Genomic DNA, 14,746 nt, shown 5'->3' on the forward strand with positions numbered 1-14,746 from the left:
AAAGGTCATGAAGTTTCCTCCGGCTCGTGAAAAAACCGGAAACGGAGGCAGTGAAGGAGGAAATAATCATGATTATAAAAATTATTGCGGATATCAATGAAGAGTTAGTAGATGTGCTGGATGAAAGCCAAAGAAAACTACTTGTCAGTGTGTTAGAAAAACATCTTTTGCCATTAGAAACTGATAAAACCGCTGAGTATAAGCAACAGAATATGTTGCCAATTTTCATTGCGGCCAAAAGAGTTGAAGGTTGTTCAGAAAAATCACTGAGGTATTATGAGTCTACAATACGCAATATGATTGAAAGTATCGATAAGCAGGAATGCCAGATAACAACAGAAGACTTACGGTCATATCTTGATGAGTATCAGCAGCGCGGAACTGTAAGCAAAGTGACGCTTGATAATGTTAGACGTATTTTGTCTAGCTTTTTTGCCTGGCTGGAAGATGAAGATTACATAGTAAAAAGCCCTGTTAGGAGAATACATAAGGTCAAAACTGGTAAAACAGTAAAGGAAACATATACTGATGAATCGCTAGAGATAATGAGAGATCATTGCGATAATACAAGAGATCTGGCTATGATTGACCTGCTTGCATCTACAGGAATACGTGTAGGTGAATTAGTAAAGCTTAATAGAAATGATATAGATTTTGAAAATAGAGAATGCATTGTCTTTGGTAAAGGAAATAAGGAACGTAAGGTGTATTTTGATGCTCGAACAAAAATACATCTTCAACGATATCTTTCTGAAAGAATGGATGGCAGTGAAGCCTTATTTGTATCATTGCTAAAGCCATTTGACAGACTTCAGATAAGTGGAGTAGAGATACGTTTAAGGAAAATTGGTAGAGAATTGAATCTTCATAAGGTCCATCCTCATAAATTTAGAAGAACACTAGCTACAGTAGCAATAGATAAGGGAATGCCAATTGAGCAGGTACAGCAATTATTAGGACATCAGAGCATAGATACGACATTGCAGTATGCTATGGTAAACCAAAACAATGTAAAAGAATCACATAGGCGTTTTATAGGATAGAGAGTTAGCTGTTTGCAATTCTCAATTTATCGAGATGTTTGGATTGCCTTTTTCCGAAGGATGGCCTGTAAATGGTAAGTTTGCGGACTTTACTTTAAAAATGCTAAAAGGACCATTCGGCAGCGATATGAAAAAGACTTTATTTGTTGAGAAGGGACCAGACACTTATAAAGTATACGTTCAGGTAAACGCAATACAGCAAGATGAAACGCTTGGAGAATACTATATTTCTAAAGAATACTATGATAGCAAGATGCATAGATTTGAGGCTTTTCCTGGAGAATATTTAATTACATGTGATGGGACATTAGGGAAATATATACGTTTAGATGATGCAATGGAACCAGGCGTTATATCTCCATCAATGCTCAGCTTGAGATTGGATGAAGAACGTATAGTGCCAAGGTTCTTCGAAACCTACTGGAGTCTGTTCATTTTGGACTACTTAGTTTCAAAGACGAGAAATACTGCACTGGTACATTTGCCGTCAGCAAAAGCAATCGGAAATCTTGATGTTGTCATTCCAGATATGAAAGCTCAGATTCGATTTGCTGAGATGGCAGAGCAGAGCGATAAATCAAAATTTGATGATGAGAGTCTTTCAAATCTCAATTTATGGAGCTGTTTGGTCTCTATCCGCAAGATGAAAAAATGAAAGAACTTGTGGGTTCAATAAAGACTGGGAAGTTGAATGCAAATGCTGAAAAAGCAGATGGTGAGTACCCATTTTTCACTTGCGATGCCAATCCAAAAAGGATAGATAAGTATGCCTTTGATACTGAGGCAATACTTGTATCAGGAAATGGAAGCCAGATAGGACATATAAATTATTACAATGGAAAATTCAATGCTTACCAGCGTACATATGTGTTGAGTGATTTTTCCGAGAGAATAAACATCAAGTACCTGTTGGAGTATTTTAAGATTTTTTTAAAGCCCTATATTGTTGAAAACTCCATTGGTTCGGCAATACCATATATTACTCTACCGATGCTCGAAAACTTTATGATTTCCGTTCCTGACATAGAAGTGCAAGAGAGATTTGTTTTATTTGTAGAACAGAGCGATAAATCAAAATATCTATGTCATAGTGTTAGGAGGCTTTTATGTTAAACGAAGATACTATAGAGCAAATGCTTATATCAGTACTTCAGAAAAATGGGTGGACTTATATCCCTGCTGATAAGATGCCAAGACAAGATTCAGAAGTTATGGTTGAATCTATGGTTAAAGCTGCGCTTATAAGACTTAATCCAGAAATAGCAGCTGAACCAAGTAGGGCAGACGAAGTCATCTATAAGCTTAGGTCCTTAATATTATCAGCGCAGCCACATAACTTGATCGCTCAGAATGAGACATTCAAAAAGCTTATTTTTGAGGAGAATTCATTCCCATTTGGCAAGGACGGAAGAATGGTTCCTATTCGTTTCTTTGGAACTATGACAAAAGAAAACCTTGCTTTTAATGAGTATGTAGTAACCAATCAGTGGTGCTTTCCTACAAGAGAAGGTGGCAAGCGCCTTGACTTAGTGTTGCTTGTAAATGGCTTTCCACTTATAATCGGTGAGCTTAAGACGCCTTTTAGAGATGCAATCACATGGTTGGATGGCGCAAAAGATATAGCTGATTATGAAAAGAGTATTCCTCATATGTTTGTAACAAATGTTTTCAATTTTGCATCAGAAGGAAAATGTTTTAGATATGGCTCTATCAATATGCCCATAGAAATGTGGGGACCATGGCATACTCATGATGATAAAACAGAGGGAACTCTTATATCTGTTCAGAAGAGTGTTGTGGACATGATTACACCTGAGAAGGTAATGGATATCTTCCAGTTTTTTACTATGTTTGCCACAGATAAGAAGTATAGGAAGTATAAGATTATTTGCCGTTATCAGCAGTATGAAGGTGCAAATCTTATTGTAGATCGTGTTAAAAAAGGCTATCCCAAGAAGGGACTCATATGGCATTTCCAGGGGTCTGGTAAATCACTGCTTATGGTATTTGCAGCATATAAGCTCCGTATGATACCAGAACTTAAGAACCCAACTGTAGTTATTGTCGATGATAGACTGGATCTGGAGACACAGATCACAGCGACTTTTAATGCCTCAGATATTCCTAATATGGCAGCAGCGCGTACCAAAGAAGAACTGATAAAGTTCTTTGAAGGGGATATGCGTAAGATACTCATTACAACCATCTTCAGATTTGGAGATGTAGATAAATGTTTAAACGAAAGCAGCAACATTATTCTTATGGTTGATGAGGCTCACAGAACTCAGGAAGGTGATCTTGGAGAGAAGATGAGAACTGCTTTACCCAATGCGTTCTTCTTTGGATTGACTGGTACGCCTATTAATAGAGTAGATAAGAACACCTTCAGAACTTTTGGCGCAAAAGAAGATAAGAGCGGATATATGAGTAAGTATTCATTCTCGGATTCAATTCGTGATGGTGCTACTCTTCCTCTTAATTTTGAAGCTGTACCGGTAGAACTTCATGTAGATAAAGAAAAAATCAATGAAGAATTTGATTTAATGACCAAGGATTTGTCTGATGAAGATAAGGCTGAGTTATCACGAAGAATCAACATGAAAGCGATCATGTATGATAGGAAGCGAATAAGGAAGGTCTGCGAGCATATTGCTAAGCACTATCAAGAAAAGATAGAGCCAAATGGATATAAGGGACAGGTCGTTGTATATGATCGTGATTGCTGTCTTATGTATAAGGAGGAGCTGGATAAGCTACTTGGTCCAGAGGCTTCAACTATTGTCATGGACACTAATAATGACAAGGCTGATAAGTACAAAGCATACAGACGAGATCGTGATGAAGAGAGTAAACTTTTGGATTACTATCGAGATCCTAAGACGCCTCTGAAGCTTGTTATTGTAACAGCAAAGCTATTAACAGGATTTGACGCTCCAATTTTGCAGGTTATGTATTTGGATAAGCCTATGAAAGATCACAATCTTTTACAGGCTATTTGCCGTACTAATAGAACCTATGATTCCGGTAAAACATTTGGGTTAATAGTTGACTACATCGGAATATTTGATAATGTAGCAAATGCGTTGAACTTTGATGAAGCGGGAATGAAGAAAATAATTACCAATATTGAAGAAGTTAAGAGTAAACTGCCTGAACTTGTTGATAATTGTATGGATTATTTTGCGGGTGTTGATTTTCGAAAAGATGATTGGGAGGTACTGTTAGAAGCGCAAGAAAGACTTCCGGATGATAGAACAAAAGATAGATTTGCGGCATACTTTAGAGCTCTTTCACGCGCGTGGGAAGCAATATCACCTGACTCATATTTAAGTAAATTCCGTGATGAATATATATGGCTAGCAAAAGTATATGAATCTGTGAAACCTACTGATAGTAGAGGCTCTCTTGTTTGGGTTGCTTTTGGAGCTAAGACGATGGAGCTGGTTCATGAGAATATTTCTGTTGAAGATGCGAAAGAGTCTGATGAAATAATAACCATGGATGCAGAACTAATTGATGATTTCATAGCAGCACAAAAAGATATAAAGAAAACAACTATGAAGGTAGAAATTAGTTTGGTCGCTATTATTCAAAAACATTCTAAGGATCCCAAGTACATTGAACTTGGAGAGAAGCTTGAAAAACTGCGTGATCAGCATAAACAGGGGTTGATAGGTAGTATTGAGTTCCTTAAGATGTTACTTGCTTTGGCTCGTGAAGCTGCCAGAGCTGAACGTACTGTGGTACCGGAAGAAGAGATTGATAGAGGTAAAGCAGCATTAACAGAATTGTTTAATGGTGTCAGAAATGAAAATACGCCCATCATCGTAGAGCGAATTGTAAATGACATTGACGGCATCGTAAAGATAGTTCGTTTTGATGGATGGCAGAATACAACCGAGGGACAGAAGGAAGTAAAGAAGGCTCTGCGCAGTATCATTTGGATCAAATATAAGCTTAAAAACCAGGAGGTATTTGATCAGGCGTATAGCTACATTGAGCAGTATTATTAATTGTAATTGTTTATGGAGATAAAAGAATGGCATACGACTTTGCTGCTTCAAGAGATAGGATAGATTGTATCCTTTCATCTAAAACTAAAATAGTGAAAAAAGATATTATTCCTGAAAATGATTCCGAGTTTACGTACTCTAATGGCATAAGATCTTGGGTTGGAGCTATTTTTGTTGATATGGTTAAATCAAGAGAGATGTGTGACTCACCAGATGAAAGTACAGCTCGAATTTTTCGGGCATATTGTTCGGAATTGATTGCAATTTTAAAGGAGGATACTTCCTATCGCCAAATAGGAATAAGAGGAGATTGTGTATATAGTATTAATTCAATCTCGAATAAAGATAATCTAGTTGATATGTTTTATACAGCGGTGCAAATTAATACTTTTATGAAAATGTTCAATAAGCAATTATTGAATTATGGGTATAAAAATATTAGGGTGGGAATTGGCTTGGGGTGTTCAGATGGGCTTATTATAAAAGCAGGACAATCAGGAACTGGTATAAATGATAAAATATGGATCGGGAAAGCAGTTGTTGAAGCATCTAGTCTTGGTGATTTAGCTAATAGAAATGGAGTTGAACCAATAGCTATGAGCACATTGTTTTATAATAATGTTCATTATTCATTTGAAAAAATAAATAAAAATTATACAACACTAATTAAAGCACATAAAAAAAGACCGTTTAGTTATTATGATTATTCTAGCGTAGATTATTATCATTGTAATGTTTGCTTAGCAGATTTTGATGATTGGATAGAGAAGTATCTATGATTATGAATTTATAATAGCTCAATAATATGCATAATATTGGAGGGGAAATGGGAAAAAGAGTGGATAGAATAAAACTATCTGAAAAAAATTTAGATAGAGTTATTGGATTTATTAATAATTGTGATACTAAAGCTTCAATTGTTCTTGCTTTGATAGGCATTTTACTTACAATGATAAGCACTGTGCTTCCTGTCACAATCGTAGAAATTCGCAACTCCGATGATTTTGACATGAATGTTGAATATATATTATTGGTGGTTTTGACAATAATTAGCATAGTTTCGCTTATAGTATCAATTATTCTTTTGATTAATGTTCTGTGTGGTAGGGTGAAAGTGATTGGAGAATCGAAGATATATTTTGGAGATATTAGTAGTTATGATGAATCTGATTATGTGGATTTGATACGGCAATTAAAAAAAACAGATTATGAAATGGACTTGTTAAGGCAAGTAAAAATTAATTCTGATATATGCAAGAAAAAGTTTGACAGATTCAATATCTCACTTGTTTTTTTATTGATAGGATTATTATCATTTGGAATAGCAATTATGTTGATAGTAATTTGTTTATGAGGATATTTAGATGAGCGTATATGATTTTCGCGAAGGGAAAAAAAGAATTGAAGAAATTTTGTATAACGAACTGGAAGTCATCGATCAGAATAAACTCCCTTCTGAAAGGGAGTTTACATTTAATAATGGATATTATAGTTGGGTATCTTCAATTTTTATTGATATTCGAAATTCAACAGCATTATTTAATAGTGAAGATAAAGTAAAAGTTGCAAGGATTATTCGTTGTTTTACATCGGAGATAATTGAAATATTAAGAAATGATGAAAATTTGCGCGAGATTGGGATAAGGGGAGATTGTGTCTATGGAATCTATACTACTCCTAATAAGAACGATGAATATGAAATGGCTGAAAAAGCGTTTTATATTAATACCTTTATAAAAATGTTGAATAAACTATTAATGAAAAAAGGATTCGACTATCTTCTTGTTGGTATAGGTGTGGCGTCTGCTCAAGAATTAGTAGTTAAAGCAGGAAGAAAAGATACTGGTATAAATAATCAGGTTTGGATAGGAAAAGCAGTATCAAGAGCAGCAAATTTATCTTCAATAGGCAATAAAGAAGGTAATGGAGCGATTCTTTTTTCAGAACTTAGCTACAGAGACTTTATAGATAAATTAGTGAATAATAATGGTGAAAAAGCATATGATTGGTTTGAACGGAAGTATAATAACCGAATTGGATATTATTACAGTTGTAACTTGATTGATACAGATTTTAATAATTGGATTAATGAAGGGATGTATTGCTAAAAAAACATATAGAAGATGTAGTAAAGGGAGTATTATGAGTATTTGGTTATTTAGAGCAGGAAGAAATGGAGAGTTTGAAAACAAGTTCCTAAAAGATAAGAGAATATATCTTACTTGGGACAATTTGCAAGAAGATTTATCTAAATATAGTGACAGGGCGAGTCTGCTCGAAAGGCTTAGTGAACTATATAGTAATGAGAATCCTAATACCATAAGAAACTGGGCTTCTCAAATATATCCTATTGCACATCGTATTGAAAAAGGTGATTGGGTTGTCCTTCCAAGTAAGCTATCAAGCACAATTCATTTTGGTAGAGTTATTGGAGATTACGTTTTTGATAAAAACGCGGAAAGCCCTTATTTTCACTATAGAGATGTAGAATGGTTTGCGACAGATATACCAAGAAGTAAATTTGATCAAGACTTGCTATATTCTTTTGGCGCTTTTATGACTGTATGTAAGATTACAAGAAATGATGCAGAGAAGCGTTTGAAAGAGATGGCTAATAATGATTGGAAAACAAAAGCGATTTCTTTTGATGCATTTAATGAGGCTGTAGATGTGGTGGCTTCATCATTAACAGATATTGAAATGGCTGCTATTGACGCAATATCAAATCATATTATTCAAAAATTTCAAGGATATAGGATGGAGGAACTTATATCCGAAATCCTTAAAGCTAAAGGATTTACTGTTTTTCATAGCAAACAAGGCGCAGATGGTGGAAAAGATTTATTAGCATCCGGTGGCGAGATGGGATTTGGATCACCTAAAATATGTGTTCAAGTAAAATCACATGATACTCCGGTAGATAGACCTACACTGGACCAGCTTGGCGGGGTAATGTCAAAGGTTGGAGCTGAATATGGTTTACTTGTATCCTGGAGCGGATTTAAGAACAGTGTTGAACAGGAAAGGGGCAATCAGTTCTTCAGAATACGTCTTTGGGATTCAACGGATGTTATTAAAGAGATTTTCAATAATTATGGAAAACTAAGTCCTGAAATTCAGGCTGACATACCATTAAAGAGGATATGGATGCTTAGTGATGATGGGGAATAGTTAGTTAAGTATAATTATTGAGGTATGACAAATATGATGAGGGGGTTGTATGAATAAAAACAAAAAATCAACTATAGATAAAATAATGTCTTCCTTTGGCAGAATATGCGGGTTAATACTATTATTGTTCGGAATTAGTATATTAGTAATAGCCGTTATACATTCTGATGAAGTTTATTCTTTGAAAATGTTTTTTTTGGGTTATATGTTTGCTTTGATTGGAGCGGGGATATGCGTAATATTATCTAGTAATTGCAGCAGTACCACTTATTCAGTGATATCCGGAAAGGGATTTTTTATCTGTGCGTTATTTCCATTTGCGGTAATTACTGCTGTTTTATTAATACCTGATTCTGATTTTTCATCATTAAACAGTAAAACGGGAAATACATGGTTAATAGCGCATGCATTATTAACCGGTGCATGGTTTATACAAAAAATAATTATTAAGATAAAGGAAAAGAAAACTTGGCAGGAAATTGAGTTGATGAGAATTGACTTATATTCTACAGTATCAATGGTTCCTCTTACGTTGATATGGGTTATTTTCAAGCTTGATGTTGTCGAAGTGGGATTTGCAACACTACTTGGAGAGTTTTTGATTATACAATTTTTGGTTAAAATAGCACTAATTAAACTAAAAGAACGGAGTGAAAATTGTAAAGAGACATAGAGAAGTGGTGTAGGCCATTGTTAATTAGATTGTTGGAAGAAGTGAGTAATATGGTAGGGATATATTGAGTTATACGAGTTCGAGGTGTCATTATGGATGAGATTTTTGGTATAAAAAGAGATTCATATGATATGTATGAGGAACTGCTTCTTAAGCGTGATCAGCTGGAGCGTGAGGCGTCTTCGATTCGTATTTCCTACATGAAGGAGTTCGGTGATCTGATCACGGAGGACTATAATCTTAAGATTGAGTGTATCAAGAAGAAAAAGACAATTGCTTATTGCCAGCAGTCTATAAATAAAGGACAAGTTCTCGATATGCAGGTCATAGATGCTTCCATTACAGAGGATATGAAGATTTATTATGCGGAGCTTGAGCAGCTTTCTCATGACTTTGAGCTTGCAAAGAATTCGAAAACTTCTTCTGCTAGTAATGCAGAGAGAGCGAAAAAGATATATCGAAGGATTGCAAAGAGAATACATCCGGATATTTATCATCAGACCATGGAACATGAGGAGCTTAAGGATTTATGGGAGAGGACATTCTCTGCGTATCATATGCTAGATCCTGATGAATTGGCCGACATTGAGGTGCTTATCAATAAATATCTTAAAGGGCTTGGAGAGGATTCTTTTGAAATAGATATTCCTGACATTGATAAGAGAATTGAAAAGCTTGAAGCGGAAATTAGCGAGATCATGAGGACTGAGCCTTATATCTATAAGGAAATCCTTGATGATGAGAACGCAGTTTCTGAAAAGAAAAATGAGTTTAAGGCAGAGATAGAAGAATATAAGCGGTATCTGGAAGAGTTATCCGGAGTGTTGAATGATCTTTTGACGGAAGGAGGCGCTACTTTCATATGGAAAATGGATTGAGTATTGGAAAAGATAATGTCGTATCGCTGGTAACCGATAAAGGCGTCGGAGATCTGCTTAAGCCTCTTTCCAAGGAGATATTCTTATTTGATTCTTATGTCGCCGGAACTACGCATCTTGACGATGATTCTGTCCTTAATGAGATAAAGAAAGGTGATAAGCTTACGCTTCGTCGTGAGGACAATAAGTTTGATGCCAATGCCATTTTGGTGCTGACTTCCGAGAATAAGAAGCTTGGATATGTTCCCGAAAAGGACAACATTGTTTTTTCAAGACTGATGGACGCAGGGAAGTTGCTTGTTGCAAAGATTAATAGAATAGACCACAAAGGATCTTTTACGCAGATAAATATAGGAATATATTTGGTGGATTTTTGAGATTATTGATGAGATATGTGCTTGAGGGTAAGGGAAGGAGAGGACTGTAATGGATAGACATGGTGTTAGATATGTGTTTGAACATAGAGTCTTACCAAATTGGTTTTATGAAGATAAGGAGCAGTTCATTGGAATTCTCATCAATGATAAGAGTGTGTTGTTTCGAGTTATAAATGACATTTTTGAGAAGGAAGAGGTTGCTAATCCTTACTCAGAAGATGATTTTGATGTAATTACAGCTAAGGTCACAGAAGACGTATTTATGGTCAAGATTAACTTCCCTGAGCCGGAAGAAGAACCGCTTTGTTATTGTAGTTATCTTTTCTTTGACAAGGAATTTGAGAAGATAAACTATTTTTGTATTGAAAAAGGGAACGAAGCTAGTGACAATTATCCTTATGTTTGTAGCTGGGGAGAGAGTGGACACAGTAATTATGGCAATTGCACATTTGATGAGCATAATGATTATTTGATGTGTGCTGATTTATATATGAGGAATACCTATGGTATTGAGAATCATTATGAAGGCAAGGGATGAAATAATATCATTTTGTTAAAGATACGAGGTACGTGATATGAAATACAGGATTCTTGTACCAATAATATTTTCTATCATGGTGTTTACAGCTTGTGCTCAAAATGTTGGTGAGCAGGATGCTACAGAAACAAGTTCATATGCTACGCAGGATTCAGATGGCGGAGAGTCTGTAATTGCAGCTACTGAAGCCTCTACGGCAGAGGTTATTGAAGACTCTCTTTTTGATAGTTTTCTGCGAAATGAAGCCAAAGTTCGTATCGGTACTACTGGTAATTATGGCTATTACTGCACATTAGAGGATGTGCAGGGGCAAGAGTTTAACTTGGAAGAACTAGTAAACCATATTATAGCTGGATATGTTGTTGACGCTTATAGCGGAGTTAAAATATCGCTAGAAAAAATCGAATATGCATACATAGATTGTGGAAATGATGGGGAGAAAGAATTAGCTATAATCATATCTACACCTACTTTAACGGAAGGTTGGGAAGAATACATTATCATTAAAGAAAATGATGGATCTTTAGAAACGATATTTTCAGATGTTGCTTGGAATAGAAGTAGTATTTATCTGAATAAGTATGGATACTTTTATAATGATGCTTCCGGAGGAGCTTTTACGCATTATTTTAGAAAAGGGTATATAGATGCAGGAGGGAAATACCATTTTCTTTATTCTGATGTTTCCAGCGGAGTTATTAATGATTTTGACGAAGGCTTTTTGATGTTTAGCTTCGATTTTAATGATACAGAAGATGATGAATCTGATGATATTTATACATATGCCGTAGAAGATGCTGCTTCAGATACTGAAATAGATTGGACTCAGGGACATAGAGGATTTTACTATTTTTCGCTTAAGGATGATGATTCTATATATGAAGATTCTAGCCCGTATAAACAGCATTTTCAGAAACACATGAGCTATGATATGCAGAAGGTATATACAATAAAAGAAATAGAGAAAATGATTTCTGATAAAGAGATTCAGGAGGGACTTACTGAAATAGTAAAAAATGGTGAAGCTCCCGAATGGCAAGAACTTGAGTATACATTTGAGCCATATATAGCTTCGTATAATGATGACAATATATTAGGATATAAAGAGTTCTTTCCAATAGGTTTTGAATTATGTAATGAGGATGGATTTAATGTAGGTATGTCGTTGGAAGCTAATGGGGAATTTGCATGTTCATACTTTACGAATTATCGTGCCAGATCAGAAGGAAAAGATGATGAGCGAAACGAAAGCATAGGTTCTTTTGAGGTCGTCGATAAGGTGAATGATAAAATTTATAGACTTAAGTTGACGTATTATGCATTAGTTAACCTTCCAGGTACATCCAAAGTTATTGAAGGCGGGGGAGGTAAAGATATAAAAATAGTATATACAGATATTCCTGGATTTGATGATGGAGGAACCGAATACTTGTTATATTGTCCGGGAACTTCGGTTGAAGATATAGATAAAAAGGTCTTGAACTCTTTGAAGGAGAGTTATAAAGAGGATAATATTGAGGATGGAGTTATTACCAAATATTTGCTTTACGAAACTGATGGTAATAACTATGTATGGAGAAATGGCTTGTATTAAGGATATGGCTACAAGCTTTACGAAAGATTTTTTATGAGATAAAAGATAATCTGCTGGTATCATATGAAAAGAGGGGGCCATATGGGACTATTTAGCAAGCCGGAGGTAGTTGTTCTTAAGGATACATGTGATTCAAGAGAATTCTTATATAAGCTGCAGAAACTAAGGGCTTCTGTTCCTGATAGTTCGCATGCTGCTGAGAAGATTGATAAAGAGATTGCTGTTACCGAAGCCGGTATCTATGGAGAAGACAGTATTCTTTTTGAATTAAAGAATAGTGGGATGAATCTGGTTGTTATTCGTGATCTTTTTATACAGACTCAGAATGGAAGAACTGCTCAGATTGATTTCTTTGTTATCACGCCTTATGCCAATGTGATTATTGAGTGTAAGAATCTTTTTGGAAATATAGAAATCAATAATAAGGGAGATTTTATCAGGACGTTCAATTATAAAGGGCATTACTACAAAGAAGGAATTTATAGTCCTATTACTCAAAACGAACGCCATTTGGATGTGTATAAGGATTGTTGGGAAGATAATAAAGGCTTGGTGACTAAACTAATAGCGGGAAAGTTTTTTGCTGATTACAACAAGACGATTGTTGTTCTTGCTAATCCCAAGACTGTTGTGAATGATAAATTTGCTAAGAAGGAAATCAAGCAACAAGTAATTCGATGCGATCAGTTGGTTAATTATCTTAAGGCTTTGAAAACCGATGATCATCGGAATCTGAAGGCAATGCGAGAATCCGGTGAAAGAGTTCTTGCTATGAATATTCAGGATAGAACGGATTATCTGAATAAGTTCAAGGAATTCGAGCAGGAAGTAAAGAGCGAATTGTCTAAGGCAGAACAATCTCAAGATATAAAGAAAACGGAAGATAATACAACATTGAAATGTCCTCGGTGTGGCGGCCAGCTTGTTTTGCGTGTTGCCAAGAAAGGCGAAAACGCTGGAAATAAATTCTATGGATGTAATAATTATCCAAAGTGTAGATATATACAGAATCTTTAAAGTGGAATTAAGGCAGGAGACGGTGGTAAGAGGCTATTTTTACCAGTACTAAGAACGAGGAAAGATTATGTATGACGAATTAGCAACATGGATTGATAAAGCGCTGGCACAGGGATTGCCCGAAGAATTTGCGGCGGCGTGTTTTAACATATACGAGGATGCTGATAACAGCTGGTCATTAGAACTGGTTGGATGTAGCTCTTTTGCCCCGGATGACGAGGACTGGGCCTGCAATGAAGTATCGGATTTTGGTACAAGAGAAAATCCTTTTACCTGGAACTCCGAAGATGACTGGGAGACTGTGCTTGCAGATTTGAAGACAAAGCTTACAAGGTATCTGGAGACAGGAAGCAATGCAGATAAGCTGACAAAGCTTGATGGTGTGGCAGTTGGATTTGTTGATGGGGATTTGATCATACTGTGAAGGTTCTTTTGCCTGAGATAGCTCTTTTGCCCGGAAATAATATAAGGATTGGTTGGATGAAATCATGGTTGGAAATTATAAGGTGATCACATTATGCGGAAGTACGCGCTTTAAGGATGAGTTTATGGAAGCGCAGAAGAGGCTTACATTAGAGGGGAACATTGTTATCAGTGTTGGGCTTTTTGGGCATTCCGGTGACGAGGAAGTGTGGGAGAACATGGACGAGGGCACGCTTACGAAGACTAAGGTGATGCTGGATGATATGCATAAGCGCAAGATTGATATGGCGGATGAGATTTTTGTCATTAACGTTGGAGGGTATATCGGGGATAGTACGAGATCTGAGATTGAGTATGCCCGGGAGCATGGGAAAGTAGTAAGGTATCTTGAAGAGAGATGAAAAGGGCCGGATCGTGGGATTCGGCCTTGTGTATTAATTTAATTGTTGGTTGCCCACCTCGCTTTACTTTTTTAGTTCACGAAGCTTAGAAAGGATGGCTTCTTTATCTACATTTGGATCATCGAGCTGGTTTATGAGTTGCATAAAAGCGGTTTTTTCCGCATTTAATTCAGAAAGCTGTGTTTTCGCATCAGTAAGCTGTGTCTTGGTATCATCAAGTTCTTCCTGAAGCTCATCAATCATATATTTAACTGTGTTACGATCAAGTATCTTAAGCTCTTCAGAGAACATATCCATCATCCTTTCTGTGTTCAGCAGGCATCTAGCTCGCTTTGTATGGTATTAGCTTCTTTGAGCCTTTTCGAGCTCGGCTATTTTTCTTTTTAATTCGGCATTTTCGTCACGAAGTCCGCTATTTTCATCACGAAGTTCGGTGTTTTCATCGCACAGCTCAGAAATTTTAGATTCTTTCTGCGCAAGCTCGGGTTCGTATTTCTCTTCAGCATCGGTGTATCCTGCAGTATATTGAGAGTTCATCTGTTCTCTGTAACGGCGTTGGCCTTCTAAGATTTCTTTTGCTTGATTGTCATAATTAAGTTCAAAGATCAATGTTCCGAC

General features: G+C 36.1%; 18 protein-coding genes. 16 read left to right on the forward strand and 2 right to left on the reverse strand.

Annotated features, from left to right (window positions below; genetic code table 11):
- Nucleotides 1-68 precede the first annotated feature (68 nt).
- From xerA to D6856_RS14720, 16 genes are all read left to right on the forward strand, one after another.
- A complete protein-coding gene (gene xerA / locus D6856_RS14650) occupies nt 69-1,043 on the forward strand; it encodes a site-specific tyrosine recombinase/integron integrase (protein ID WP_120687513.1) in 975 nt (324 codons plus the stop codon).
- A gap of 127 nt (nt 1,044-1,170) precedes the next feature.
- Complete coding sequence (locus D6856_RS15105) at nt 1,171-1,698, forward strand: hypothetical protein (RefSeq protein ID WP_147367853.1); 528 nt, start codon at nt 1,171-1,173, stop codon at nt 1,696-1,698.
- Nucleotides 1,695-2,156, forward strand: a complete 462-nt coding sequence (locus D6856_RS14655) for a restriction endonuclease subunit S (protein ID WP_199704180.1) — start codon at nt 1,695-1,697, stop codon at nt 2,154-2,156. The genes D6856_RS15105 and D6856_RS14655 overlap by 4 nt, the downstream gene beginning before the upstream one ends.
- Entirely contained in the window at nt 2,150-5,056 is a 2,907-nt protein-coding gene (locus D6856_RS14660) for a type I restriction endonuclease subunit R (protein WP_120687515.1), read from the forward strand. The genes D6856_RS14655 and D6856_RS14660 overlap by 7 nt, the downstream gene beginning before the upstream one ends.
- Nucleotides 5,057-5,082: 26 nt before the next feature.
- Entirely contained in the window at nt 5,083-5,835 is a 753-nt protein-coding gene (locus tag D6856_RS14665; protein ID WP_120687516.1) for an adenylate cyclase, read from the forward strand.
- 47 nt (nt 5,836-5,882) lie between these two features.
- Entirely contained in the window at nt 5,883-6,410 is a 528-nt protein-coding gene (locus D6856_RS14670; protein WP_120687517.1) for a Pycsar system effector family protein, read from the forward strand.
- 10 nt (nt 6,411-6,420) lie between these two features.
- Nucleotides 6,421-7,164, forward strand: coding sequence for an adenylate/guanylate cyclase domain-containing protein (locus D6856_RS14675; RefSeq protein ID WP_120687518.1), 744 nt, complete (start codon nt 6,421-6,423; stop codon nt 7,162-7,164).
- Nucleotides 7,165-7,198: 34 nt separating this feature from the next.
- Nucleotides 7,199-8,227: a restriction endonuclease gene (locus D6856_RS14680; protein ID WP_120687519.1), complete on the forward strand. Its 1,029-nt coding sequence runs from the start codon at nt 7,199-7,201 to the stop codon at nt 8,225-8,227.
- 49 nt (nt 8,228-8,276) lie between these two features.
- The gene (locus D6856_RS14685) at nt 8,277-8,900 is read left to right on the forward strand and encodes a hypothetical protein (RefSeq protein ID WP_120687520.1); all 624 of its coding nucleotides are present in this window, start codon (nt 8,277-8,279) and stop codon (nt 8,898-8,900) included.
- Nucleotides 8,901-8,992: 92 nt separating this feature from the next.
- Nucleotides 8,993-9,778 (forward strand): hypothetical protein, encoded by a 786-nt coding sequence (locus D6856_RS14690; RefSeq protein ID WP_120687521.1) that lies wholly within the window; start codon nt 8,993-8,995, stop codon nt 9,776-9,778.
- Nucleotides 9,763-10,155, forward strand: a complete 393-nt coding sequence (locus tag D6856_RS14695) for an HIRAN domain-containing protein (protein WP_120687522.1) — start codon at nt 9,763-9,765, stop codon at nt 10,153-10,155. Before D6856_RS14690 ends, D6856_RS14695 begins: the two co-directional genes overlap by 16 nt.
- 49 nt (nt 10,156-10,204) lie before the next feature.
- A complete protein-coding gene (locus tag D6856_RS14700; protein ID WP_120687523.1) occupies nt 10,205-10,693 on the forward strand; it encodes a hypothetical protein in 489 nt (162 codons plus the stop codon).
- 37 nt (nt 10,694-10,730) lie between these two features.
- Nucleotides 10,731-12,287 carry a hypothetical protein gene (locus tag D6856_RS14705; protein ID WP_120687524.1) on the forward strand — a complete coding sequence of 519 codons (1,557 nt, stop codon included), beginning with the start codon at nt 10,731-10,733 and terminating at the stop codon, nt 12,285-12,287.
- Nucleotides 12,288-12,368: 81 nt separating this feature from the next.
- A complete protein-coding gene (locus tag D6856_RS14710) occupies nt 12,369-13,304 on the forward strand; it encodes a nuclease-related domain-containing protein (RefSeq protein WP_158588975.1) in 936 nt (311 codons plus the stop codon).
- 67 nt (nt 13,305-13,371) lie between these two features.
- The gene (locus D6856_RS14715) at nt 13,372-13,728 is read left to right on the forward strand and encodes a hypothetical protein (protein WP_120687526.1); all 357 of its coding nucleotides are present in this window, start codon (nt 13,372-13,374) and stop codon (nt 13,726-13,728) included.
- A 64-nt stretch (nt 13,729-13,792) separates the two neighbouring features.
- Complete coding sequence (locus D6856_RS14720; protein WP_092247676.1) at nt 13,793-14,128, forward strand: hypothetical protein; 336 nt, start codon at nt 13,793-13,795, stop codon at nt 14,126-14,128.
- Nucleotides 14,129-14,191: 63 nt separating this feature from the next.
- On the opposite strand, the gene D6856_RS14725 is transcribed toward D6856_RS14720, so the two are convergent.
- Together D6856_RS14725 and D6856_RS14730 are read right to left on the reverse strand one after the other, a co-directional pair.
- Nucleotides 14,192-14,419, reverse strand: a complete 228-nt coding sequence (locus tag D6856_RS14725) for a hypothetical protein (RefSeq protein ID WP_147367854.1) — start codon at nt 14,417-14,419, stop codon at nt 14,192-14,194.
- 51 nt (nt 14,420-14,470) lie between these two features.
- Nucleotides 14,471-14,746: hypothetical protein (locus D6856_RS14730; protein ID WP_199704181.1), on the reverse strand; the 276-nt coding region annotated here is incomplete at its 5' end.

Origin of the sequence: Butyrivibrio sp. XB500-5, assembly GCF_003625505.1 — a bacterium.
In the GTDB taxonomy this organism is placed as follows: Bacteria; Bacillota; Clostridia; order Lachnospirales; family Lachnospiraceae; genus Butyrivibrio.